Below are 23,986 nucleotides of genomic sequence, written 5' to 3' on the forward strand. Positions count from 1 at the left end.
GAGGAGGAGTGGCCATACGTCCGGGATGTAGCGGCCCGTCCGCCACCACGTGTAGGGACGGGCGGTGAGTGCTTGCCACTTGGAAAATACGAGCATATGCTCTTAAGTGTCGCCCGGTGGTGCCGACGCGAATCCGCTTCCCCACGGTCTGCGTGGCGCCTGCGTCAACACCCGCCGAAGGCATCCTGCGTGCCGCGGATCCCGTATACGCAGGCACAGGAGGGCGCGATCTCGCCCCGTCACTGGAAGGAGACCGGCCGATGACCGACAACAACCTCGTCCTCATCACGGGCGCAGGCGGTGTGGGCCGCAGCGTGCTCGAGAAGCTGCGTTCGCACGACGTGCCCGTGCGCGTCATGGTCCGCCAAGACGACGACCGTGCCGCGCAGTTGCGGGCATTCGGTGCGCAGGTCGTCCTCGGTGACCTCACACGACCCGAGACCGTCGCTGCCGCCCTGGACGGCGCCACCAGCATGTACTTCGCCATGCCCGTGTCGCCCGACCACCTCCTCGCAGCCACTGTCGTGGCGAGCGTCGCACGGGAGTACGGCAGGTTGGACGCCCTCATCGGCATGTCGCAGATGACGGTGTCGCAGATGACCGCCACCAGCACCACCGAGTCCCACCAGCAGCGGCTGCACTGGTTGGCCGAACAGGTACTGAACTGGTCCGGCCTCCCGGTCGTCCACATCCGGCCCACGTCGTTCCTGGACAACCCGCTGTTCACCACGCTGCCGGCGCAGACGATCCGCAAGAGGGGCACGATCGAGCTGCCATTCGGAACCGGGCGAACCTCTCCGATCGCCGTGGACGACATTGCCAGAGTGGTCACCACCGTGCTGCGCGATCCCGTCCCCCACGTGGGCCACGTCTACGAGCTGACCGGGCCCCGCACGGTCGACATGACGGAGATGGCCGACGCCTTCTCCACAGCCCTGGGGCGGCAGGTCTCGTACGTGGACGTGCCGCTCGAACAGTGGCGCACACAGGTGCTTTCGAAGATCGGTCTGTCGCCCCACATCGAGCAGCACATCGTCACCATGTGCCGCCTGCACCAGCAGAACCGGTACGACCGGGCCTCCGGCGACGTCGAGCGCCTGACGGGCGTCCCCGCCCAGACGATCGAGGAGTACGTGGCGGCCCGCAAGGACTTCTACTTGGCTTGACAGGCTCCCGGGCGGCTCGCCGCCCGCCGTCTGCGCAGTGTCCACCGCATACGGGGACCGCACGTCCATCCGTTGCGCCACGCCCCCACCGCACACCCCGGACCTACTGGGGCGATTCCTTCGCACTGCGTCCTCTTTGGCCCGGGTGGTCATGGCCTGATCCGCCAACGCCCGTTCACGAGTGGAACAGCCGGTGGTGAACCCCTACCCCCATGTCCCGCACCAAGCACGGGACTCGGACGACAAAAGGTGAATGCAGAAAATGAACATGAAACTCGAACTCTTCGTGCTGCCCGTCTCGGACGTCGACCGCGCCAGGGCCTTCTACGAGAAGGCGGGCTTCCGGCTCGACCTCGCCAAGGACGTCACCGAGGACTTCCGGGTCGTCCACCTGACGCCGCCGGGCTCCGAGGCCTCGATCATCTTCGGTAAGGGCCTCACCACCGCTGCCCCCGGCTCAACCCAGGGGCTTTACCTCGTCGTCACGGACATCGAAAAGGCCCGTGCGGAGCTTGCCGGACGCGGCATCGAGGTGAGCGAGGTCTTCCACGACGACAAGGGCCTCTTCTTCCACGGCCACGACGCGGGAGAGGTCACCCACAACGGCCAGGGCCAACGGCGCAACGCCGGCCCGCACCCCGAGCGCGCCAGCTACGGCTCCTACGCCACCTTCAGCGACCCGGACGGCAACGGCTGGGTGCTGCAGGAGATCACGCAGCGCGCGCCCGGACGTTGACCGCGCCCCAGGGAGCCGGTCTGCTGAGCACCCAGGCGGCCGCGCCCTCACCTGCAGTTCGTAGCGGCTGCGGCACGCTCGTGGGCGCCACGGCAGGGGCCATCGCCCACCGGCTCACGGATCCGAACCGCAGCCGGGAGCCGTACTGCGCCCCATGAGATGCCCAGGCCTCATCGCGGCCGGCACCTCGACAACCGGAGCACCCAACCGAGACGAAAATGCACAGGAGCAGCGATGAGCGAATCGGCGGCAAGTGAAACGACCCGAACCTACGACGTGGTCGTCATCGGCGCCGGCCGGCCCGCTCGGGGAGAACGTCGCCGACCGGACCCGCGCCGCGGGGCTCAGCACCGTGATCGTGGAAAGCGAACTCATCGGCGGCGAGTGCTCGTACTGGGCCTGTGAGCCGAGCAAGGCGCTGCCCAGGCCAGTGCTGGCCCGCGCCGACGCACGGCGGGTCCCGGGGCTGCGCGAGGCGACGGCCGGTCCACTGGACGTCACCGCCGTGTACTCGCCCACCGCGACAAAATGGCCACTCACCGGAAGGGCGAGAGCCAGGTCGGCTGGCTCGACTCGGTCTTCGTCGAGCTCGTCCGGGGCCACGGCATTGACCAGCGGCTGGTCGACGAGATCGTCCTGCTCACCTACCCCATGGTCGTCTGCCAGGGCACGTGGCTCTTCCCCGCCACCGGCCCGGACACAGGACTCGAGCTGGTCGACTTGCAGTCCACCCCGAAGGGGCTGACGATCCAGACCTACCGCACCACCGGTCGCCCGCAGTACGAGACGGCCACGAGCTGAAGCATGTGACCCACCCGCGATCCGGCCCGCGACCGGACCACGAAGGAGGCATGACGTGGCGAACACGGAGCGTGACGACGCTGATCGCCAAGGCCTGAGCTACTACCCGTGGTGGCTGGACAACCTGGCCGACGACGCCACGCTGGAAGGCGGGGCGATGAACGGCGCAGCACAGGGGGCGGAAGCGGTGCGAACCATCGTGGTCAAGGCCCGCGAGCTGTATGAGTTCCAGGACTTCAGCTTCACCGGCGACTTCGGCGACAACGGCTTCCTGGAGATCTACGAGTCTTCAGTCCAGGGTGAGCCCCTGAAGGTTGTCGTTACAGTCACCCGCAACGCCGCGGGGCAGGCCCAGGACCTCGCGGTGCTCCACCGGCCGCGCAACTCGCTGCTGCTCTTTTCCCGTCTGATGCGCGAGAAGTTCGCTGGCACCCCACTCGCCGAGCATTTCCTCTCCGACGAGTCCTGAACAACGATCCCGGACGCAGGCCCGGGTCTTTAGCCCACCCCTCGAGCGCGTCTACGCCGTCACCGACCGCACGGCCGAGCAGGCAGACACCGCCGAAGTCGCGCCCCTCCCAGAACCTCGCCGGCCCACGGCTCGGGGAAGGCTGGGCAGAGCAGCCGACACTTTCTGCCCGCATCCGGTCAACATCTACTTCACCCGCATCAGCGGCGCCCCCATCGCCGGGCCGCCGCACGCGCCACCCTCACCGTCGAGCGGTCGGCCGGCGACCGGGACCTCCCCGACGAGCTTGCCCCCACCCTCCGGCGGCCCGGTGAGGCGCACCCTCGTGCGCGCCCGGCGTGTGATTTCCCGGCGGGCACGGCCTCCGTTCTCACATCCCGGCCGTACCGCTACCGGTGAGGCCCGAAGCCAGCGCCGGGACCCAGAAGACGGCGACGGCCAGGGCGATCGAGGCGATCCCCACGCCACGGGCCACCAGGCGGCCGGCCGGAGCCAGCTTCTCAGCGGTGATCACGGCAGTCAGGACCACCATGGCCCACAGGTTCATCACACCGAACGCCGCCAGCAGCACCATCAGCGACCAACAGCAGCCCAGGCAGAAGGCCCCGTGGTGGGCTCCGGCACGCAGATCGCGTGAGGGCCTCGGGTACGAGGCGTAGCGCAGCATCAGCCCGATCGGTGAGCGGCACCTCGCCAGGCAGCGATCTTTGAAGGGCAAGAGTTGGTAGACGCCGTTGACCGCGAACACGGCCGCGGCCACTGCGGTCCCCGCCACGGCGGGGAGGCTCGCCACCCGGCCCAGGCCGGCGGACAGCCCGTACGCCGGCAGCCCGGCCGCGGCCCAGACAAGCAGGTAGGCGACCGTGAAAACGACCATGCGCGGCGCCCGGTGCACGGTGATAGTGCGTGCGTACAGCGCGGCGACCGGCGTTGTGGCGGGCAGCATCATGGCAGCCATCATCAGTGTCCACACGGCCAGGAAGTCGGGCAGGCCCAGGCCCATGGTGCCCGGCATCGCCTGCATACCGCCCCAGCGCGTCACCACCCAGACCCAGGCGGCAGCCGCCGCAACCAGCAGCAGTCCGGCGGGGCCCGCCCTGAGCCGGACGGGGACCGGTCGACCGGTCACGCGGACCACGTGAAGGGCGCCGAGTGCCCGTTGCCTCCGGAGAAGTCCCAGGAACGGCCGTACACGCCGGCGCCCGTCGCCCGGGTGGACCGGGCAATGGTCAGCGTGCTGTTCGCCGGGTGGAACATGCCGGTCAGGCCCATGACCGGACCGTCCTCGCCGAACTGCGGGGCAACCTGGTCCTCGATCTCGATGTCGATGGCGTCGCCCACCCGTGCGGCGTGGCGGCGGCCCTCGTTGCTGTAGTCGATGGGAACGCGCTCCACGCCGAGGACCTCGCCGATGAGTGGAGTGAGCGCCGCCATCGGCCCGCCGGCCTGGCCGGAGAAGACCTTGCCCAGCGCATCCGCCTGGCCGTCGTCGGCCGCAGCGTCGAGGTACAGTGCCACCTGCCAGCCGCCTTCGGCCATCACCCGGGGCGCGTCGATGAAGACGGCGACGCTGCGGTCAGAGACGTCCACGCCATCCACGTTCCCCCTGTCCACGTGAAACGCGAAGGTCACCTGGCAGCGTTCGTGGTCGGCCGGTGCGGTGAGGCCCGAGGTGGTGCAGGGGCACACCACGTCGCAGTTGCAGCTCTCCAGATACGTGCCGTTCAGATTCCAGGGCATGGTTCTTCGCCTCCCTCTCTTACGTCCCTCTCGGTGAAGGCCAAGGGAATGCATCGGGAGTCCGTTCCGTCCCGGTGCCGCTCTTCTCCAGGCTATTCCCGACGATCCCCGCCGCGCAGATCGGTGCCAGCGCCGCTCACCGTCCTGGAATCGGGTGCCCGGGGCACCCACGGCCTCGGATTCGCAATCGACGACGTCCTCTTCCGAAGGCCGCTCATCTTCGGTCCGGCACCGTCGAGGGTGGAGACGTCATGCTTCGCACGGGTCCGTGGTTGGGCTCAGCGAACAGACGTCGGAAATCTGGTGCCGATGCCCTGCAGGCCACGGCGGGGAGCTTCGCGGTGCCCCTTTCCGACTCGCCAGCCGCGTGGTTCTGCACTGCATCCGTCCGTCATACCAGTCCAACGGCCTGGACGGCTGCCGGACACGGGAGCCCCGACTGAGCTGGGTGAGACGGCGACTCGCCCCGAGCGGAAGGCCACAGTGACTCTCAAACTCAGCGACATCGATCACGGGCCGGGCCCCGGGGACGCCCGAATGCCCCTACAAACGCCTCTCGTTCTCGCACACACTGCCAGTCACCACTACCGCCCGAAGGTAATCGCAGATGTCGCCGACGTCCTGCTGAAACAACTACGGGACATGGATACTGCCGTCACGAAGTGGTTCGATGCCGTATGAGACGGTTCGGGCGACGTGGCCGCGCTCCGCAAGACACCTGCCTTGAAAGCCGCCGATGTAAAGGCCTTCACTTGTTGCAGGGCTACGCCAACCTGTACGCCAACACCAACGCACAAGGACGGCTGTTGCCCAACGCTCATGACCCCTGTGATCAGGTGACGCCCCGCCAGGACGCGACCTGGAATTCCTCCTGAGGGCCTTCCAAGGGGCAGACGGCATACGGGGCGAGCGCTGTCGGCTCCTTCCCCGCCCTGGAAGACACCACGGACTTTCAGGAGGGGGCGGCGGACGGCCGTTCGTACAGCGCTCCCGCCCCTTGAAGAGCCCTCCCGACCTGCTTTCTCTCCTAGTACTCCAGTCGTAGATCGTGATCTTCATGGTTGTTGGGCGGTCCGCCGTTGGTAGTGGCAGGTGCGGGCCCGGGCCTGGTGGCGTCGTCGCCACTCGGACCAACGGAGATTGTGGATGACATCTCATTGCAGGTCAGCGGGACCAAGTCGTCCGGAGCCTATTCCTGTGCACGTTCATCGGCGGTGGCCGCGGCAAGCAAGGCGTGGGCGAGCATCGCGAGGGTGACCCAGCGGTGCCAGGACGTCCAGCGCCTGACCTGGTGTTCGTCGAGCCCGGCCAGGCCCTTGCCGGACTGAGAGGTCTCCTCGACTGTCCACCTGCGTCCTGCCACTTTCACGAGGGTGGACAGCGGCCCTCGCGCCGCCGAGTAGCAACGGTAGAAGGCGAGTTCGCCGGTGCGGCGGTTGCGGCGGACGAGTAGGTGACGGTGGCCGGGCCGATCGTCGGTGATGTCGGCCCGGGCCCAGTCCTAGAAGTGGTGCTTCACAGCCCGTATGGTCGCCGGCCGACTCGCGATCTCGGACGAGTCCACGGAGCTGCGGTTCGTCCAGCCAGAAGAGATTGATCAACTGTCGATGCATCACACGCAACGGCTCCGGATCCGTCACTTCCTGGAGCACCGGGGGCGGCCCTATCTCGGCTGACCTCGGTGCTCGCGCTGAGGGCAACGCTTGATCACGCACATCACCGGTCAGTCCGGAGGGAGGTCGAGTGCCCCCACAACACGCTGCCTGATCCTATGGGCGAGGCGCCGGCGGTCCTAGTGGGGGCGGTGAGGCGTCGTGCTCCATCTGTCGTCGCAGGGGGGATGGCCAGGCCTCACCCCCTGCAGGCGTCGCTGACTACCGCCTGTCCGCTCATGCGCTCCGATCGCGCACGTACCCGCTCAGTGATGCCGCTGATGCTCGCCTTCCGCACCGTGCGCTCGTATTCGGCCTGCTGGTAATGCAGTTCCTTCAGCTGAGTGCCGCTGCGCTGGCCGGCTACCGCTACTGAACTTGAACTCGTGGTGTCGGGTTCCGCGCGGGCTGACGTGCGTCAGATGTGGGCCCTGACTTGCTGCACTGGATGACCGAGTGCGTTCCCGATGGCGGTCAGCTCCTCGTCGCTGAACCAGGCACGCTCTGGGTTCCAGATGGCGATCTCGAATCGGGCAAAGCCACAGGGCCAGTCGTACTCCAGCGCGTCCAGCGAGGTCGCGGCGCCGCAGCAGGGGACCACCACGGCGAGCGTTGCGAAGCCGTCGTCGCAGTGAGCTTCTAGTAGGTCAGCCCACCACTCGGTGTCGATCGACGCGCCGCATGGGGGACAACCGATCTTCTGCAGATTCTGACCGCAGTCGACAACGGTGAGTGTGTCGTGCCAGGTGACGTCGATCTCGACGTCGACGCCCTCGGGGAGCCCGGGGGCCAGGTCCTCCACGATCGACGCAGCACGCTCAGCCGCGGCCTGCCCGGGCTGCCAGTGCGGGTCGGTCGGAATGACAGAGAGGACATCGTCACCCACGGGCTCACTCGATTCGTCAGGCGGAACCTCATCCAGGCGACGGGATGTTACCGAACGCGCATTCGGTGACAGGTTCCCAATCTGGTCATGCCTCGAAGGCCAGGCCAGGCCAGGCCAGGCCGGTGCCGGTGAGGCAGCCGTCGGGCAGATGGGGCCGATACTGCCGCACCTTGAGCTTGCGCTTCACGGTCCGGGTGACATGTTCCGTGTGGCAGTGCCGGGCATCGGGGAGCCCTGTGAGGCAGAAGCCGCTGATCGAGCCGGAACCCACAGACCAGCGTCGGTCCCTGTCAGCCGGTGGGGGAGGATTTTGGCTCCGACTGCTGAGTCGGCTGGGCGGACTGCACGGCATCGGGCGGCTTGAGCTCCGGTTGCGCCCAGGTCCCGGCGACCGTGGTTGCGAACGCGGTGGCACCGGCTACAAGGATCGTGCCGGCGGGGACGGTGATAGACGAGAGCCGGCGGAAGTTCCTGACCTGCGACCACTTGATTCCGGCGGCCCGGGCCAGAGACCATTCCCACCAGAGTGCCAGCAGCATGCACAGGACCAGGGTCTGCCCCGCGACACCGGCGCACCCCGTGACCAGGTCATTCACGGAAGGGGCTTGTGTGTACTGCGGGTCCACGGTGAGGGTCGCGAGAGGGAGGATTTCGGCCGGCAGGATCGCCAGCGTGAGCCAGGCCGCCTTGCTGACAGGGGTGAGTCCGCGCACCAGTGCGTAGAAGTAGCCGTAGACGAATCCGTAGAGCGCCCAGTGCGTGAATCGGAGCGTCTGGAACATCGCGTCCAGGTGGAACGGCATGAAGTAGTCCGCTCCTACGGTGCCGCTGGTCGCGGCCTTGTACGCGGACCAGGGCAGGGCCAGTAGCTGGGCGCGTCCCGCGGCGTCGATCCCCGCGGTCCAGGGGCTGCGTCCGGCATTCGTTCCGAGGGCGAACCGTCTGGCTCGCCTCAGCCTCGACTCCGGGTCGCCGTTGCGTCCGGGCACAGCCAGTTCACGCCAGCGGTCGGAGAAGTCCGGCACCGTCATGTCGTCTGCGAGCGCAGAGCGGGCGGAGCGTTGGAAGTCGGCCCGTGTATCCCAGATCAGTTGGGTGGTTATCCACCGGTCCATAAAGCGGGCATGCCGCGGCCTTCGGCCAGGGGGCGGAAGCTGAAGGAATTGCGGATACCGAAGAGGCAGGCGAGGGCGTCGTACGCGTTGCCCGTGTTGAGCAGGAAGAGGTCGATGGCTGCGTGCCACACGGAGTCCTCGTCATCGGGGCCCCAGAGACGGGCACCCGGCCGACACTCGATCATCCCGCTGACTTCGGTAGACATGCGGGCATCGTGCCTGCACGACTCGCGACTTAGCACCTCCTTTTCTCGTGACCCGCTCCACCGTGCTGACCTCGTCGGTGCAAGAGCTCCTAACGGAGACGGGAGTCAAAGTGGTGCACAGGCAGCAGCCTTCTTTCGGGAAGTCCGTGAGGCAGAGATGGTCTGGTCCGTCCGGGAAGGCCGATAATCCTGCGCCTTTGGGTGCTGACGGCAGTCGTAGCCCCCTACTGGTCGTCGAGCAGCCAAGGTCTGGGGTGCGGATCTGCGGATCGAGTCGATGCCGCTGGATGCCTGGTGGGAGGCGGAATTGCCAGCCGCATGCCGAGCCGGTCTACTCATCGGCGTCAACTGGTCCGGGTCCCGACTCGTTGGGTGGAGCTTCACCGTCGAGGGAGTGCTGCACCGGCTTCCGTGATGCTCATGGTCGGGCCTTGTTCGAGCTCCTCCGGACCCGCATTCTCACCCAGCCGCCGTTTCCCCTGCAGCACGACCCTGGTCGTCAGGAGCGCTGACGTTGCTCATGTAGGAGAGCCGCAGCTTGAAGGTCATTGGTCACCATCAGCTGAGCCAGTCTGGCCGCGATGGTGATCACGATGCCCCACCCCGGATGATCGAGATAAGCCTCATCCGGGGCGCCGCGACCCACAGACTCCTGCACTGCCGAGTAGGCCGTGCCCAACTTTTTGACGAGCGTGACCTCCTCCTCGGTCCGCAGGCTCTTGCCCAGCCATGGAGCCGGGTCGTCAGCGCTGCAGAAGTCGTCGAAAAGCACGTTGACCACATAGTCCAGGTCTTCGAACTCATCCGGTTGCAGCCACACTTCGCGTTGCCATGAGGGACTCGCCAGAGCGAGGACCGCCGGCACAACATGCAGACGAAAAGCGGGCAACTCGATGCCGTGATCAGTCACCCGGCCAGCCTACTGAGCCAGTGGGGACACAGGCGTTGCCCGATCACGGAACTGCGGACAGGGCCAGGTTCAAATAGCACCATCAGGGCGTGCCTGATGGGCATTCTCAGCTCGGCGCCGCGGCTCATCCGGTACAGATGGCCGAGCCGGTTTGAGCGGCAGGTCCGGGCCACGCCCATAGGGTGCCGGACCGCTGACGTCCTCGCAGGTGAAGCGGCAGCGGTTCGCCAGGATCCGCGGACTGGTTAAGGCCCTTTACGTGGCTCATGGCAGGCACGTACAGCGCGGCTAGCCGGACACCGGCAGGCTGGCCCCCGAGCAGTGGATGGCTGATGAGCCGCTGGACCCAGCCGTTGAAGGGTCGACGGGAGTGCCGCGCAATGCCCGTTGCCAGCCATTCCTCGGCCAAAGCAGGCATCGCGCACACCGCGGCGGGAGCACCGGGTACGGCGGCACGGACAGAGGATACGGACGTCTCCAGCCAGCCGTCCGCGATCATCTCCTCCAGCGCATCATCGGCCAGCCCGGGACGAGCGTCGGAGAGGTCCTCGATGATGAACCGGCTGCAGTCCGCACGCGGGTCTCCATCGCGGAGACGGAGCAGGTCTCCGGGCCAGGGGCTGGTTCCTGCAGTGACGCTTGGCTCACGCCGACTGACGGTAGGCGGCGCACTCTTTCTGACGATCTTGCGCCGAGGCAGCTGCCGGGCACACCTCGAGCACACCTCCGCGATCACCCACACCCTGCCCTGCAGGTCGGGGATCAGGACGAGAACTGGCCGGCCAGAGCACCGGGCGACGGGCGTGGGATACCACGCACACGCACGATTCGATGCGACACCGGCAGGCCGTGTCAGCCTGCACTTCGATGCGGGCAACGTGCTCACGGACGTGGCGAAGCGCCTCAGTACGGGCCTGCACAGGGTCACGGAACCGGGGTGGGCACCGGCACGCAGTTGGGATCTCCACAGTCGATCACGCACACGCCCGCGGCTAGATGTGCCTCACGGCATCCGTATCGGGCAGTAGCGAGGCCCGCTGTAGTGCCGCAGCAAACGTCCTACTAGACCCGATCTCCGGATCACGTGAGGCGGGCTGGCGGTGGACCGATCCCGCATGCACGATGCCGGTGCCGCGTTCGAGGCGCTCCTTCGAAGTGGTCGCTGTACTGCTGACAATGGGGTCGGGTGGCCCGGGGGAATCGCACCCCCGGGCCACCCGACCCCTTCACGGCCTGGGCGCACAAGTCGGTGCGGCATGGGTGAGGGGCTCCCACGCAGGTGGGAGCCCCTCGTTCGTTCGGTCGGGTCAGCGCGAGGGCTTGGCCGCCGGCGGGTCGAGGGCTTCCAGCGTACCCACGGGCGCGCCCCCTGGGATGACGCCGCCCACGGTGTAGACGCAGGTGCCCGTCTGTCCGGGCGGACACTTGGTGGTCGCCGCCGCCAGTTGCGCCCGGGATGTGGGCGCCGTCGGGAGCGTCGTCCAGACGTTGGAGACGGGGTTGTACGACTCCACGGTGCCCACGGTTCCGGGGGTGAAGCCGCCCACCGCGTAGACGCAGGTGCCCGTCTGCCCCGACGGGCAGGGAGCGGCCGCCGCCGGCAGGCCCGCCCGGCGTGTGGGCAGTGAGGCCACCGGGCTCCAGGCGTTGGTGGTGGGGTTGTACGACTCCACCGTGCCCACGACGGTGTTGCCGGCATCGAGACCGCCCACGGCGTAGACACAGGTGCCGGTCTGTCCCGACGGGCAGGGGGCGGCCGCTGCCGCCAGAAGCAGCCGAGGCGTGTTCGAGGCCACCGTGCTCCAGGCGTTGGTGGCCGGGTTGTACGACTCCACCGTGCCCACGGCCAGGCCGTTATTGTTGCCGCCGACCGCGTAGACACAGATGCCCGTCTGCCCGGGCGGACAGGGGGCTGCGGCCGCCGCCAGTTGCGACCGGGGCGTGGTCAGGGAGGTCACCGTGCTCCAGGCGTTGGTGGCGGGGTTGTACGACTCCACCGTGCCCACGACGGTGTTGCCGGCATCGAGACCGCCCACGGCGTAGACACAGGTGCCGGTCTGTCCCGACGGGCACGGGGCGGCCGCCACCGCCAGGTCGCGACGAGGTGTGGTCAGCGAACGCAGCGTCGACCAGGCATTGGTGAGCCGGTTGTACGACTCGGCGGTGGTGCCGCCGTTGCCGTTGCCGCCCACGGCGTAGACGCAGGTGCCGGTCTGCCCCGTTGGGCACGGTGCGGATGCCGCGGCCAGCCCCCAGCGGGCCGTGGGCATCGACGGCAGTGTCGTCCACACCGTCCCATTGGTGGCCGCCGCCGGCAGCACTCCCACCAAGACCGCCACCAGGGCAAGGAGCGACGCGAGCCGCAGACGGCACCGCCGACCCCGCTTACGCGGGATCGATAGGGTCACTGATAGCAACGTCGGCCTCCTCGCCGTCAGCTGAGCGCATGGATGCCGATTTAGTACCGGGACCGGTGGTCGCCTGGCCGTCACGACCAGCCGAGCCGTCCGGCTTCGACCGGTACAGCCGAATCACCTCACCTCAACGGCCGACAGCCCAGACACGGCCCAAGGCCACGAAAACCCCCTCTGACCGAACCGGGCCGGTTCCTTCTCCTGGCCGGCGAAGACGGTGCGGCTTGGCTGGCGGCAACCGGCCGCCCGGAGGTCAACATCGATGTCTTGGCGGTGGGATCCGACCTCGTCTGCGACGGCGACTGCCACGCCCTGTGCGGAATCATCGGCGCCGGAGCGATCCTCGTCCGGCCCGACGACCATGTCGCGATGCGCTCCGTCGACGGCACCGACGTCGACGCGCTGTTGCACAGCGCGGTCAGGGCATCCTGCGGCCAGGCAGCGGGAAATGATCTACAAGCTCACGGGAAACGATCTTCAAGAGCTGGCTAGTACTGCCTGATCAGGGCATACCGTCGGTTCCCCCCGATGCCAAGCAGGTGCTCTTCGGCTTGGGTTGTCCGAGAGCACTGGCCGCCTGATCGACGAGACACCCCTAGCATCGGCGTCCATGGGGACGTACATCGACGGATTGATCGAGACACGTATGGCAGGCGGGGCGTGGGAGATGGCGGTTGATCTGCTCGACTTCGGCCTCTGGAAGGCCCGGCACGCCCGCGAGTGCCTGTTCGGCTACGGCGGGAGCCTCGGGGTGGAGCGGCCACTGTTCGACCAGCGGGGGTGGCCAGAGGACGCCTGCGACGAAGTGCCGAAGGAGTGTGACGAACTGAACCACAGCCACTCGTACGCGACCTGGGCCGAGATCGCGGCGGTCGACTGGGACGCGCCGCTCTGCGACGGTCCCGACGGGAACCGTCTGGGCGAGTGGCGACCGGGGCCGGACGGCGAGCTCGTCCTGGACGACGTGGTCTGGGCGCCGATCAAGGTGCTCGACGCGGCGGAGGAGCTCTTCGGCGAGGATCTGATGCCGTCGGAATGGCCACCGGGTGGCGAGGTCCGTCTGAACGGCGCCGTGTACCGCCCGGTGATTCTCACGCCCCGTATGTTCGCCTCGCCGGACGGAAGTTGGGGACCGGTATGGGCGACGATGCGTGAACTGGCTGTCGTGCACGGGGACGAGAACGTCCGCCTGGTGGTCTGGTTCGGCTGATCTGGGCAGGCTCCGGAAGACAGGCTGTCCGAGATCTCCCACTGGGCTCAGGCACCGGATGTCACCCACACACGCCTGCGGGAGGCGGTGGCGTGGCTCGTCGAGCGCGAGTTCCCTGCGCTGGCCGGGGAGGCGGATGCCGTTGCCATTGGCCGCCTGACCGATCTCACCGCGGAGGCTGTTGTGGTCGTACCAGTCGCTCACTCCTCCGCTGTGGCCGGTTCGACCTGTGGCAGTGTCATCCACGGCCGCCGGGGCCGGATCACCCGGCGGTCGTTTGGGGTCGGCGACCGAAGGCGCGACGGTAGGCGGCGGGGGTGGTGTGCAACGTCGCGTGGAAACGCCTTCGGAGGTTCGTGGCCGTAGAGAGCCCGACCTTGGCGGCGATCGCCTCCACGGCCAGGTCGGTGTCCTCCAGCAGGGTCCGGGCCGCCATGACGCGTTGGTGGAGGAGCCATCGACCGGGGGAGGTGCCGAGTTGTTCGGTGAACCTGCGAGCGAGGGTTCGTGGCGAGACGGCCACCCGGGCGGCGAGGTCGTCGACGGTGAGAGGCTCGTGGAGGTGTTCGACAGCCCACTCCAGGACGGCGGCCAGGGAGTCCGGCGGTGCGTCGGTGCGGGCGGCCGCGGCGTACTGCAACTGCCCGCCCTCCCGGTGCGGCGGCATGACCATGTGCCGGGCGATATGCGCGGCGTGGGCCGCGCCGTGGTCGGCGCGGACCAGGTGCAGGCACAGGTCGATGCCCGCGGCGGTCCCGGCGCTGGTGGCTACATCGCCCAGGTCGATGTAGAGCGTGTCGGCCTCGACCTCGACCTTTGGGAAGCGGGCGGCGAACTCGGCGGCCATCCGCCAGTGGGTGGTCGCCCGCCGGCCGTCCAGCAGCCCCGCCTGTGCGATCAGGAAGGCGCCGGAGCAGATCGCGACGATGCGGGCGCCGCGGCGGTGGGCCCGCCGGACCGCGTCGAGCACGGCGAGCGGGGCAGGTTCCTGGCGGCACTGCAAGCCGGGGATGACCACGGTGTCCGCGGTCTGCAGCGCGTCCAGACCCTGGCTGACCGTCATGTCGTAGCCCGCCAGGGTCGCAATCCGGCCCGGTCGTTCGGCGCACACGCCGAACTCGTAGCGGGAAGGCAACCCATCGCGGGACAGGCCGAAGACCTCAGCGGCACATGCCAGCTCGAAGGTGGACTGCGGCGGAATCGCCAAGGCGACCACGCGATGAGGAGTCATGGCAGAAAAGTACCCTCACACGTCATCCTGGACACTGGGATTCGGTGATCCACGCGACGACAGTGGGACACATGAGCCACGAACCCATGCAGGTCCTGAACGCACACGAGGTCGAACCGGTGGAGGTCGCTCCCGGAATAACCCGGCGTCGACTGCCCGCCACGCCTTGGGCGCGAGGATGGATGTACGACTTCGCCCCAGGGGCGCAGTGGCCCGAGGAGGACGTGCACGAGGGCGAGGAACGCTACTACGTGATCTCCGGAGAGTTCATCGACCGCGGGCACCGTCTCGGACCGGGCAGCTACGTGGTGTTCGCACCCGGGAGCACGCACCGCCCACGCACCGAGACCGGAGCCCGCATGCTCGGGATCAGCATCCTCACCCGCTGACCTTCCCGCTGCGCACGGGCTGGTGTCCGGTGCGCAGCCGGGCCGGGACAGCATGTCCCCTGCCTCGCCCTCCGCTTACCTCACCCCTTGATGACGAAGGGTCATATGCAGTGAAGAATCCGCTCGATCACATGGAGCTGCACGCCGCCCTGGAGGACGTCCACCGCGCGGGAATGCCGGGAGTGTTCGCCGAGGTGCGCGACGACGCCCAGGTCTGGCGCGGCGCCGCCGGGGTCGCCGATCTCGCCACCGGCCGTCCCGTCTCCACCGATATGAGGCATCGCGTCGGCAGCATCAGCAAGACCTTCACCGCCGCCGCAGTGCTGCAGCAGGTCGAGAGCGGCCTGATCGGGCTCGACATGCCCATCGGCCACTACCTCCCCAAGCTGGTGCCCGGGCGGCGCGGTGACGCGATCACCGTCCGGATGCTGATCAACCACAGCAGCGGCCTGCCCGATTACCTCCCGTACGCCTACCCGTCCCTGAAGGCGTTTCCCGCCCTGGCGGACACTACGCCCGAGAGCATCACCGACAACCGGATGACACGATTCCACCCGACCGAGCTGATCGGGATGGGAATCGCGGCACCCGCCCCCAGTCGCCCCGGCGACACTCCCGGGGTGTACTCCAACACCAACTACCTGCTGCTGTGTCAACTCCTGGAGGAGGTCACCGGTCTCGCCGCGGAGCAGTGCATCACCGAGAACGTCATCGAGCGCGCCGGGCTTCGGGACACAACCCTGCCCTCGGAGCCGGAAATCGACGGGCCACACGCACTGCACTACGAGGCGTGGTTCGGCATGATCGACCCGCCGCGCGACTTCAGCGTCTACGACATGTCGTGGGTGGGGCCGGCGGCCTCGCTGATATCGACCGTCGCGGACCTCAACCGCTTCTTCGGCCTGCTGCTCGCCGGCGAGATTGTCGCCCCGTCGTCGCTGGCGGAGATGCAGCGCACGGTACCGGTCGTCTCCTTCGAAGGGAGAGTCATCGACTACGGCCTCGGCCTGCACAAGACCCAGGTTCCCGGCTGCGGAACCTTCTGGGGCCACGACGGTAGCGCCTGGGGCAGCGGAGCACTCTCCATGACCAGCGCCGACGGTACACGGCAGATGTCCGTCGCGGTGAACCTGCAAAGGTGGAACCGACTCGGCTCATCAGGAAAGCCGCAGCCTCATCCCCTCGACGAGGCGATTGCCGCGTTCCACCGGATGGCGTTGGGCGACGGCAGCGCCGATGTTCGGCGCGTACACCGCTGACCATCGTGGTGATGCGCCGCGACCTGTGTTGCGAACCACCTGCAACGTGCCAAATGACGCCCGGGTCGGCGACTGGGCCGCGGCCGACAACGTCGAGATCGCCCACATGCCGACCGACAGCTCCTGGCTGAACCGTGTCGAGGCCCGGTTCACCGCTCTGCGCCAGTTCGCGCTGGACCATCTTCGGGGTCGGTGACATCTTGCCCGACCACGTGAGCTCGGCCGCGCACTGGTCGCCGCGGCTCCGGCCTCTGCCGCCCACCACACGAAATCACCCACGAGGGACACCGCACGAACGACCTCACCCCCGCCGCGACCCCGGCGACGCTCCAGCAACTGGAGGAGATCTCATGGGTGGCCACCACGTTCTGGTACACGCGTCGCGAACCCGATTTCCGCGAGGGCGAGCTCGAGCGCGAGGTCGCCGACCGTGAGATCGTCGCCAACGACGCCGCCAGGGCAGGGCGCGGGGCGGACGGCGAGCCCGATACGGTTCGCCTTCCGCCGCCGCGGCGTTCTGGCGTCCTTCGTCCTCACCGCGCGGGATGTCAGAAACCGATGGCCTCGCGCAGCAGCAGGACGGTGCCGCGCCCGGGCTGCGGCTCGGCGTTGAGGACGAGCAGACGGTTGACCGCGCTCGGCTGCCCGTAGACCGCCTGGGCGCGGGCGGTTTCCAGTGGGAGGGCGTGCTCCTCGACCCGGCGCAGTGCGGTGCTCAGGTCGGGCACCACCTTCTGTGCCCCGACGACCCAGATCGCCCTTGCGGCGCCGCCGGCGGAGGCGGGCAGCTGGCTACCGCTGCCGGAGGCGACGACGAGTGAGCCGGTCTCGGTGACGGCCGTGACACTGGCGACGAAGACGTCGGGGGTGGCGACCAGTCGGCGGATCTGGTCCGACTCGGTGGCGCGGTCCATGTTCAGCACTCGCGGCCGGATGGCCTGGTAGCGGTCGCCCGCCTCGATGTCCTGCGCGATGCCGGAGAGCCGAAGTGTCTCGCTGGCCCCGGTGAACACACTCGCGCCCTCGGGTATCAGATCCTTGATGCGGGCGCGGGCCGCCGCGGCGTCGTCGAGCAGTTCGGCGGTAAAGCCGTTCGCCCGCAGCGCGGCGATCGTGCGGTCCAGCCGTTCGGCGGACGCCGGTGCGCTGTATTCGGCGACCGCCCCGGTGGTCGGCGCGTCCGCCTCACCGGCACCCGATGTCCGACCGGCGTCCCCGGCCTTGCCGGAGCCATGTGCCTGAGCGTCGGGGCTAGGCGCAGAACCCCGCAGCGGGGTGGTGTCGACGTACCTGACCTCGTAGACCCGCTCGGCGAACTTCCATCCCTCCGGAGTACGCAGGTAGGTGTCGTGGTAGATGGCGAAGTTCAGGCCCGATCGGCCGTCGAGCACACGCGCGATCTCCTGCATGTAGGTGCGACCGGTGGCGGCATCGCCATCGATCCGGATTGTGCCCGGGTGGCTGTTCTGCACGAAGAAGTCCCACTGGCTTTGCAGGCGTTCGCCACCGGTCCGGATCTCCTCCCGGCCGATGAGCTCGACCGGGACGTTGGGCATGCGCAGAACCCCGTCGGGGGTGAACAGTGCGGCGAGTCGGGCGCGGTCGCGCATCATCGCCGCGTCGGTGAACTCGCCGCGCAGCGCCTCGATCTCGACGCGGTCAGCGATCTCCTGGAAGTCGTTCATGCTGATCTACCTGTTCTGTGGATGGTGTAGTCGCCTTCACCAGTCCGACAACGCAGCCCCGCCGAATGTGAGGCGAGCAGCCGTCCTCACATTCCGCCGCTCTGATTCGTCGTAATGGAAGAGGGAACGTGAGCGAGGGAGCCGGAGAGCGTATGACCACCCCGTCGGGACAGGCACAGCGGCAGGCAGACGAGCAGCAGGACCCGGGACTGAGCAGGATCATGAGCGAGCGGCGACAGCTGCTCAATCTCGCCTACCGAATGCTCGGGTCCCTGGCCGACGCGGAGGACGTCGTCCAGGAGACCTACACCCGCTGGTACGCGATGTCACGGGCGCAGCAGGAGGCCATCGAGTCCCCGGGCGCCTGGCTGACGAAGGTGGCCAGCCGCATCTGCCTGACCATGCTCGGCTCGGCACGCACCCGGCGGGAGACCTACGTCGGCCAATGGATCCCGGAGCCGCTGCCCGACCCCGCCGAGTGGATCGCCGGGGCGGCGGGCGGTCCCGGGGTGGACCCGGCTGACCGGATCACCCTCGACGAGTCGGTGACCATGGCCTTCCTGGTCGTGTTCGAGTCGATGACCCCGGCCGAGCGGGTGGCGTTCGTGCTGCACGACATATTCCGCTACCGGTTCGCCGAGGTGGCCGAGATCGTCGGCCGCAGCCCGGCGGCGTGCCGTCAACTGGCGTCCTCGGCCCGCCGTCGCATCACCGCCGCCCGGGCCGAGGCGAGCCCGAACGCTGCCCGGCAGGCGAGCGTCGTGCGGCGGTTCAAGGCGGCCTGGGAGGCGCAGGACATCGAAGCCCTGCTGAGCCTGCTCGACCCGGGCGCCACCGCGATCTCCGACGGCGGTGGCCGCGCCATCGCCCACCTGCTGCCGCTCGAGGGCGCAGAGCAGATCGCCCACCTCTACCTCATGATCGCCCGGTTCGCGCCGCCCCGCACGATCCTCCAGCGCACCGTCAACGGGCTGCCGGGCCTGGCGGTTGAGTCCGAGGGCCGGATCGAGACGGTGTTCGCGTTCAAGGTCGCCGACGACGACCGGATCACGCACATCTGGGCGGTGCGCAACCCGGATAAACTTCGCCCATGGCAACTGTCGTGACCGGCCTGACGGGCCAGCGACAGCGGTCAGGGTTCAGCGTCAACCCCGGTCCGGGCACGCGCACGTTCCAGGTCGCCGGGCAAGAGCCTTGCTCGGCACACCGGCGGGCGATCAGCGGCTTCCAGATCCCGGACCAGGCGGCGGTAATCGCCTTGGTCGTAACCGCGGTTGCCCAGCTCCATGTCCGGGTCAGAATCATGTCCGCGCCAAAATCGGAGTGCAGGAGCGCCATCGCGTTGCGATACTGCGCCAATGATCAACGTGCCTACCGCTGCGCTGGACTCGTTGCACGGGCTCGCCTTCGGTGACGCCTTCGGCGACCGTTGGTTCGGCATCCTGCGCCGGGACGGTCCGGCAGGCCTGGAGGCGCGGACGCTGCCCCCGGAGCCGCTGTGGCGGTGGAGTGACGACACCGCTCAAGCGCTCGTTCTCATCCGGGAGCTCGTCGAGGGCGGCGGCGCCGTCGACCAGGAGCGCCTCGCCCTGCGTTTCGCGGCAGCCTACGCCGACGACACGCACCGCGGCTACGGAGCCTCGATGCATGACGTGCTCCGTCGGATCGGCGCGGGTGAGCCCTGGCGGGAGGTGGTCGCCGGACAGTTCGGCGGCCAGGGCTCCTGGGGCAACGGCGCAGCCATGCGTGCCGCCCCGCTCGGCGCCTGGCACGCCGCCGACCTTGATGCGGTCGCCGAGCAGGCCGCCCGCCAGGGCGCGGTTTCGCACCATCACCCGGAGGCGGTCGCCGCGGCGGTGGCGGTCGCCCTCGCCGCGGCGCTGGCAACCCGTAGTCGGGGCGGGCACACCCCGGCCAGGCCGGACTTCCTCCAGGCGGTCGCCGAACGACTCCCCGACAGCGACGTCCGGTCGGGGGTGCGGGTCGCGGCCCGGATGCCGGAGCGCACCTCGGTTCGACATGCCGCGGAGGTCCTGGGCTCCGGCTACCGGATGTCCGGGCCCGACACCGTCCCGTACGCCCTGTGGTGCGCGGCGGGTCACCTCGACGATCTGCACGAGGGTCTGTGGTTCACGGTCGCCGGGCGCGGCGACATCGACACCACCTGCGCTATCGCGGGCGGGGTGATCGCCGCTCGCACGGGCGTCGCCGCCCTCCCCCCTGCCTGGCACGCAGCCCGTGAACCGCTTCCCCCGATCGTGTCGGAGTAGGAAACTCCTGGCGGGTTGACTTCAGGCGTCTCCAGCAGATGCGTGCGCATCCGAGAGCGAGGAAGGCTTCGTGGATGTCGTCGCGGATCTCCCAGTGGATGCGCAGGCGGCAGAACCAGTGCAGCGCACCGAACGTCCTGGCGCGGCCGGTCGTTGACCACGATGGACGGGGCCCGTCCGGGGGGCACCGCGAGAGACAGGGGGAAGCCGATGGCGGAAGCAGTACCTCCAGAGGTGCGGGCCGCTCAGCGGCGTGTCATCAGCACGGTGCGGGTCTCCGGCGTGCTCAACGGCGACGGGTTGGCGCTGTGGCGTGAGGTGGACTGCGGGGAGTGGAAGACCACCGCCGCCGAGATCGGCCGGGACATGGACCTGCTGGAGGTGCCGTACACGGTCGTGTCCGCGTGCCGCTTCCCTCTGGCCAATTCGCGTGACAAGCAGCTGCGTCGCGGTGAGGAGGTCCGAATCGTCAGGAAGGACCTGACGCATCTGGTGCGTTGGATGCCCTCGTTGAAGGAAGCCATCGGCAACGTTCCCGAGGACTGCCCCGGCTGGGGCTTCACTATCTTCCAGCCGAAGGCCGAGGGCCTGGCCGTAATGGGCTTCGCCCTGGCGGCGGACTGGCCGACCTGGAGCGAGAAGCAGGCGCGGGCCGCGCGCCTGCTGTGCGCCGAATGCGACTACGACTGCGCCAACGCGATGACGAGGACCGGCTGCCGTACAACATCCCGACGCCGGACAAGCCGAACAAGCTTCGCCTGGTCTGCGGGCGCTGCTGCAATCATGGCCTGGACGAGATGGAGCGCCTGGCGGTGCTCGTCGGGCAGCCGGAATGACCGCCGGCACTGAGCAGGCCCGGCCCGCAGCCGAGTCCTGCTGATCGCCGAACTGGTCGGACTGCGCAGCGCCGCCGAGCACCACGGACCTTCGCCTGGCCGACGAGCCTTCCACTGTCGGCGCGCCACCTCAAGCGACCCGGCGAAACACAGCGACCGAGGTGTGGGCCTGGCCCTCTCTCCGAGCGGGGGCCGGCTGCGGAAGTCGGGTGCGCGCCGTCAGCATCGAGTTCCACCCCGCAGGTTGGGAGCACCGCAAAGCCCCGCGCGTCAGATGTCGCCCAAGTCTTCCGGGCCGTGCAGGTCACGGGGGTCCTTGTCTTCAACGTTCGCGTTCACGGGCCACTCGAAGCCGAGGCGGGACCTCTGCGCGGGTGCCTAAGCCGAACAGGTCCGCCTCGAGGGCGAGGATCTTGCCTGCATCGGCGAACCTGGTCCGTTCGCGTGACAGGGGCTGGCGCCGCACAGACCCCCTCTCTCCAGCCGCCGCATAGTTGCGACATGACTATTGATCAGGCCGACGAGCTGTACGTTCTGCAAGCCCCCCAAGCCGCGGTCCTGGCACGGCAGCTTGTGGAGTCAGTGGGCAATCACCAGATGAAGAGGGCGACGGTGATCCTCGCCTCCTTCCGCGGCGGCTACTGGCTGCGCCGGTTCACCGAGGAGCCCGCGCTGGGCGCCGTGAAGCCGCACGTCCGCCCCACCTCGGTGAACTGGGCGGGTGTCCTGGAGCTGCTGCGGACCCCCGAGCTGCTGGACGACAATCGCCGAGAGCCCGGCACCATGGGTCCCCATCTGACCGTGCTGGAGATCGCCGCATCGCTTGCCGCAGGTCACCCCCTCGACTTGCGCCGGGCGGCCATGCAGCTGTCCGGGGCGGAATGGAGGGACGTCCTGCTGAGGATGGAGTCGGCAGCCGACTTCGTGTGATGCCCCGGCGGCGCGTCGCCCCCCCCGGGACTGATCTCAGCGGGATGCCACGGGCTTCGCCCCGACCTCACAGCCGCCGACGTCCCACGTTGCGGAGGAGAGGCGACGGGCTGAGCGAGTGGCTGGCGAGGGCCTTCGCCGGCACAGGCGAGACTGCACTTTGTGCGTTCTTCGGGTTCCTTCAAGGAGTAGCAGCTACCCGGACGCGCGCCCATCTGGCGGCGGTTGCGGGACTGGAACCAGGCCGGCGTCTGGCAGCGGCTGCACGAGGATCTGCTCGCCGGACTGAATGCAGCCTCCCGGCTGGACTGGTGCCGCCGCGATCCCGGCCCGTGGCCGGGCCGGCCGTCCCCGCCGCAAGCCCGACTCACTGTTCCCCGATCGTGGCTACGACCACGACCACGACCACGACCTCTACCGCGACCAGGTCCGCGCCCGCGGCATCGCTCCCGTCCGGGAGCTTGGGTCTCAGCGCGGTGTCAGTCGTGCGACCGTTCCGATCTCCAGGGCTGTCCAGATTGCAGCGTCCGGTCCCAGTGTGATGCCGTGTGGTTCGGAGGACGGGCTGGGGAGGTCGTGTTCGTCGATTCGGCCGTCGGGGGTGATCATGCCGAGGCGGTTGGCTCCCCATTCGGTGAACCAGCAGTTTCCGTCGGCGTCGGCTGTGATGGCGTGTGGGCGTGACGTGCGGTCGGGCAGGGCGAATTCGTCGATCTTTCCGTCCGGCGTGATCCGTCCGATTTGACCGGCGCCGATCTCGACGAACCACATGGCACCATCGGTGCCCGTGGTGATGCCGACCGGGGCACCGGCCGGTGTGGGTAGCGGGTGGATGGTGACATCACCGTCGAGCCCGATGGCGCCGATCGCATTCGCCTGGTTCATCGTGAACCACAGTCGGCCGTCCGGGCCGGTGGCGATGGCTGACGGGAAGGCTCCGGAGAGCGGGAGAGGGAACTCGGTGACTTCACCGTCGAGTGTGATGCGGCCGATGCGGTCGGTGCTTGCTTCGGTGAACCACAGTGCTTCGTCGGGGCCGGCGGTGATGCCGAACGGCCCGGCATCCGGCGTCGGCAGCGGGAACGAGGCGATGTTTCCGGTCGTGGTGATGCGACCGATCCGGTGGCTGCGGAATTCGGTGAACCACAGAGCCTCGTCGGGCCCTGTTGTGATGATCGACGGTCCGCTGGAAGCGGGTTCGAGTTGGTAGGAGGTGACGTCGCCGTCAGGGGTGACCCGGCCGATCCGTCCGTGGTGGACCATGGTGAACCACAGTGCGCTGTCGGGGCCGCAGGTGATTCCGTAGGGGCCGGCGTCCCTGCCGGACACGGGGAATTCTGCGATCGGAGGGGTGGGACGGCGCGGCATAGGGCGGGTTCCTTCATCGGTGGGTGGTGGAGTTCAGCGACTGCGGATGCTATCCAGAGCGCTCCGTGACCGCCTCTGGTTAATGCTGCTGCGCGATGCGGTCTCGCCTCAGATGACAAGGGCCTCGGCGTGTGTTCGACCTGTGTGGACTTGCTGGGTAGCAAGCCGGTTCTCGCAGGAACTGCCGACGCGCCGTCCGGTCGTCACCGCCCAGTACCAGCCGGAGAAGTGACGTTCACTGCGCGACCAGCGAAACGGCCGTACCGCGGTCACGTCCTCGAACCGCGCCGTCGCGCAGTCCAGCAGCGGACGCCGCTGACGCTCGTGTACAGCATCCACGTACGACAGCTCGACGTACGGCTCCGCAAGATCCACCCCGACCGGTACGGCCACCCAGGACCGGGACGAGCTGCTGGCGTTCCAAGACTTCCCTGCCGAGCACTGGATCCACCTGTGGACCACGAACCCCATCGAGTCGACTTTCTCCACGGTCGAACTGCGGACCAAGGTCACCCGCGGGGCGGGCAGCACGGTCGCGGCCCTCGCGATGGTGTTCAAGCTCATCGAGCCCGCCCAGGAACGCTGGCGCGCGATCACGGGCGCCTCACTCGCCGCCCTGGTCCGCTCCGGCGCGAGGTTCGACAACGGCCACCTCGTCGAACGGCCTGAGGCCGCCGCAGCGTGACCACAGCACCGCCATGACACAGTTGACG

Annotated in this window: 22 protein-coding genes and 6 pseudogenes; 16 read left to right on the forward strand and 12 right to left on the reverse strand. The window is 68.6% G+C overall.

All coding sequences use genetic code 11. From position 1 onward, the window contains the following. Positions 1-260: 260 nt before the first annotated feature. From ACIF83_RS44050 to ACIF83_RS44065, 4 genes and pseudogenes are all read left to right on the forward strand, one after another. Positions 261-1,166: an NmrA family NAD(P)-binding protein gene (locus ACIF83_RS44050; RefSeq protein WP_399736072.1), complete on the forward strand. Its 906-nt coding sequence runs from the start codon at positions 261-263 to the stop codon at positions 1,164-1,166. 262 nt (positions 1,167-1,428) lie between these two features. Next, on the forward strand, positions 1,429-1,902 hold the full coding sequence (locus ACIF83_RS44055; RefSeq protein ID WP_393484934.1) for a VOC family protein: 474 nt from the start codon (positions 1,429-1,431) through the stop codon (positions 1,900-1,902). A gap of 234 nt (positions 1,903-2,136) precedes the next feature. Then, positions 2,137-2,508, forward strand: a pseudogene (locus ACIF83_RS44060) (pyridine nucleotide-disulfide oxidoreductase); the annotation flags it as partial. 250 nt (positions 2,509-2,758) lie between these two features. Further along, a complete protein-coding gene (locus ACIF83_RS44065; RefSeq protein ID WP_393484933.1) occupies positions 2,759-3,172 on the forward strand; it encodes a hypothetical protein in 414 nt (137 codons plus the stop codon). A gap of 370 nt (positions 3,173-3,542) precedes the next feature. Here the strand turns inward: ACIF83_RS44065 and ACIF83_RS44070 are convergent, their stop codons facing one another. The 3 genes and pseudogenes from ACIF83_RS44070 to ACIF83_RS44080 all read right to left on the reverse strand — a co-directional run. Beyond that, positions 3,543-4,301, reverse strand: a complete 759-nt coding sequence (locus tag ACIF83_RS44070; RefSeq protein ID WP_399736076.1) for a DUF2182 domain-containing protein — start codon at positions 4,299-4,301, stop codon at positions 3,543-3,545. Continuing rightward, entirely contained in the window at positions 4,298-4,912 is a 615-nt protein-coding gene (locus ACIF83_RS44075; protein WP_393484931.1) for a DUF1326 domain-containing protein, read from the reverse strand. The genes ACIF83_RS44070 and ACIF83_RS44075 overlap by 4 nt, the downstream gene beginning before the upstream one ends. A gap of 1,055 nt (positions 4,913-5,967) precedes the next feature. Beyond that, positions 5,968-6,413: pseudogene (locus ACIF83_RS44080) on the reverse strand (IS701 family transposase); the annotation flags it as partial. Positions 6,414-6,423: 10 nt separating this feature from the next. Here ACIF83_RS44080 and ACIF83_RS44085 point away from each other — a divergent pair. After that, a pseudogene (locus ACIF83_RS44085) lies at positions 6,424-6,588 on the forward strand (DNA mismatch repair protein MutT); the annotation flags it as partial. Between the two features lie 394 nt (positions 6,589-6,982). Here the strand turns inward: ACIF83_RS44085 and ACIF83_RS44090 are convergent. The 5 genes from ACIF83_RS44090 to ACIF83_RS44110 form a co-directional block, all read right to left on the reverse strand. Next, positions 6,983-7,450 carry a hypothetical protein gene (locus ACIF83_RS44090; protein ID WP_399736079.1) on the reverse strand — a complete coding sequence of 156 codons (468 nt, stop codon included), beginning with the start codon at positions 7,448-7,450 and terminating at the stop codon, positions 6,983-6,985. Positions 7,451-7,740: 290 nt separating this feature from the next. Further along, positions 7,741-8,481: a hypothetical protein gene (locus ACIF83_RS44095; protein WP_399736082.1), complete on the reverse strand. Its 741-nt coding sequence runs from the start codon at positions 8,479-8,481 to the stop codon at positions 7,741-7,743. Between the two features lie 68 nt (positions 8,482-8,549). Further along, positions 8,550-8,771 (reverse strand): hypothetical protein, encoded by a 222-nt coding sequence (locus ACIF83_RS44100; RefSeq protein WP_399736085.1) that lies wholly within the window; start codon positions 8,769-8,771, stop codon positions 8,550-8,552. Positions 8,772-9,270: 499 nt separating this feature from the next. Then, positions 9,271-9,681: a hypothetical protein gene (locus ACIF83_RS44105; RefSeq protein WP_393484925.1), complete on the reverse strand. Its 411-nt coding sequence runs from the start codon at positions 9,679-9,681 to the stop codon at positions 9,271-9,273. 1,307 nt (positions 9,682-10,988) lie between these two features. Further along, positions 10,989-11,951: a Kelch repeat-containing protein gene (locus ACIF83_RS44110; RefSeq protein WP_399736088.1), complete on the reverse strand. Its 963-nt coding sequence runs from the start codon at positions 11,949-11,951 to the stop codon at positions 10,989-10,991. A 318-nt stretch (positions 11,952-12,269) separates the two neighbouring features. Between ACIF83_RS44110 and ACIF83_RS44115 the strand changes: the two genes are divergently transcribed. Both ACIF83_RS44115 and ACIF83_RS44120 read left to right on the forward strand, forming a co-directional pair. Beyond that, positions 12,270-12,587: a hypothetical protein gene (locus ACIF83_RS44115; RefSeq protein ID WP_399736184.1), complete on the forward strand. Its 318-nt coding sequence runs from the start codon at positions 12,270-12,272 to the stop codon at positions 12,585-12,587. 118 nt (positions 12,588-12,705) lie between these two features. Then, the gene (locus tag ACIF83_RS44120) at positions 12,706-13,305 is read left to right on the forward strand and encodes a hypothetical protein (protein WP_399736091.1); all 600 of its coding nucleotides are present in this window, start codon (positions 12,706-12,708) and stop codon (positions 13,303-13,305) included. A 262-nt stretch (positions 13,306-13,567) separates the two neighbouring features. Here ACIF83_RS44120 and ACIF83_RS44125 read toward each other — a convergent pair whose 3' ends face one another. After that, positions 13,568-14,536, reverse strand: a complete 969-nt coding sequence (locus ACIF83_RS44125) for a helix-turn-helix domain-containing protein (RefSeq protein WP_399736094.1) — start codon at positions 14,534-14,536, stop codon at positions 13,568-13,570. 71 nt (positions 14,537-14,607) lie between these two features. Between ACIF83_RS44125 and ACIF83_RS44130 the strand changes: the two genes are divergently transcribed. From ACIF83_RS44130 to ACIF83_RS44140, 3 genes and pseudogenes are all read left to right on the forward strand, one after another. After that, positions 14,608-14,925 carry a cupin domain-containing protein gene (locus tag ACIF83_RS44130; protein ID WP_393484803.1) on the forward strand — a complete coding sequence of 106 codons (318 nt, stop codon included), beginning with the start codon at positions 14,608-14,610 and terminating at the stop codon, positions 14,923-14,925. 131 nt (positions 14,926-15,056) lie between these two features. After that, complete coding sequence (locus ACIF83_RS44135) at positions 15,057-16,184, forward strand: serine hydrolase domain-containing protein (RefSeq protein WP_399736098.1); 1,128 nt, start codon at positions 15,057-15,059, stop codon at positions 16,182-16,184. Positions 16,185-16,245: 61 nt separating this feature from the next. After that, positions 16,246-16,362 (forward strand): annotated as a pseudogene (locus ACIF83_RS44140) (IS630 family transposase); the annotation flags it as partial. 370 nt (positions 16,363-16,732) lie between these two features. Here ACIF83_RS44140 and ACIF83_RS44145 read toward each other — a convergent pair. After that, the gene (locus ACIF83_RS44145; protein WP_399736102.1) at positions 16,733-17,869 is read right to left on the reverse strand and encodes an LUD domain-containing protein; all 1,137 of its coding nucleotides are present in this window, start codon (positions 17,867-17,869) and stop codon (positions 16,733-16,735) included. Between the two features lie 152 nt (positions 17,870-18,021). On the opposite strand from ACIF83_RS44145, the gene sigJ reads away from it, so the two are divergent. From sigJ to ACIF83_RS44170, 5 genes and pseudogenes are all read left to right on the forward strand, one after another. Further along, a complete protein-coding gene (gene sigJ / locus ACIF83_RS44150) occupies positions 18,022-18,975 on the forward strand; it encodes an RNA polymerase sigma factor SigJ (RefSeq protein WP_399736105.1) in 954 nt (317 codons plus the stop codon). A gap of 252 nt (positions 18,976-19,227) precedes the next feature. Then, a complete protein-coding gene (locus ACIF83_RS44155; RefSeq protein WP_393484799.1) occupies positions 19,228-20,139 on the forward strand; it encodes an ADP-ribosylglycohydrolase family protein in 912 nt (303 codons plus the stop codon). A gap of 210 nt (positions 20,140-20,349) precedes the next feature. Continuing rightward, a complete protein-coding gene (locus ACIF83_RS44160) occupies positions 20,350-20,988 on the forward strand; it encodes a hypothetical protein (protein WP_399736108.1) in 639 nt (212 codons plus the stop codon). Between the two features lie 488 nt (positions 20,989-21,476). Next, a complete protein-coding gene (locus tag ACIF83_RS44165) occupies positions 21,477-21,905 on the forward strand; it encodes a hypothetical protein (RefSeq protein WP_393484797.1) in 429 nt (142 codons plus the stop codon). Between the two features lie 210 nt (positions 21,906-22,115). Beyond that, positions 22,116-22,398 (forward strand): annotated as a pseudogene (locus ACIF83_RS44170) (hypothetical protein); the annotation flags it as partial. Here ACIF83_RS44170 and ACIF83_RS44175 read toward each other — a convergent pair. Both ACIF83_RS44175 and ACIF83_RS44180 read right to left on the reverse strand, forming a co-directional pair. Continuing rightward, the gene (locus ACIF83_RS44175; RefSeq protein WP_399736111.1) at positions 22,374-23,273 is read right to left on the reverse strand and encodes a virginiamycin B lyase; all 900 of its coding nucleotides are present in this window, start codon (positions 23,271-23,273) and stop codon (positions 22,374-22,376) included. The pseudogene ACIF83_RS44170 and the gene ACIF83_RS44175 sit on opposite strands and share 25 nt — an antisense overlap. A gap of 108 nt (positions 23,274-23,381) precedes the next feature. Then, the gene (locus ACIF83_RS44180) at positions 23,382-23,666 is read right to left on the reverse strand and encodes a hypothetical protein (RefSeq protein WP_399736114.1); all 285 of its coding nucleotides are present in this window, start codon (positions 23,664-23,666) and stop codon (positions 23,382-23,384) included. Positions 23,667-23,670: 4 nt separating this feature from the next. On the opposite strand from ACIF83_RS44180, the pseudogene ACIF83_RS44185 reads away from it, so the two are divergent. After that, a pseudogene (locus tag ACIF83_RS44185) lies at positions 23,671-23,958 on the forward strand (transposase); the annotation flags it as partial. Positions 23,959-23,986 lie beyond the last annotated feature (28 nt).

Source organism: Streptomyces sp. NPDC085866 (genome assembly GCF_044541035.1).
Lineage (GTDB): Bacteria > Actinomycetota > Actinomycetes > Streptomycetales > Streptomycetaceae > Streptomyces.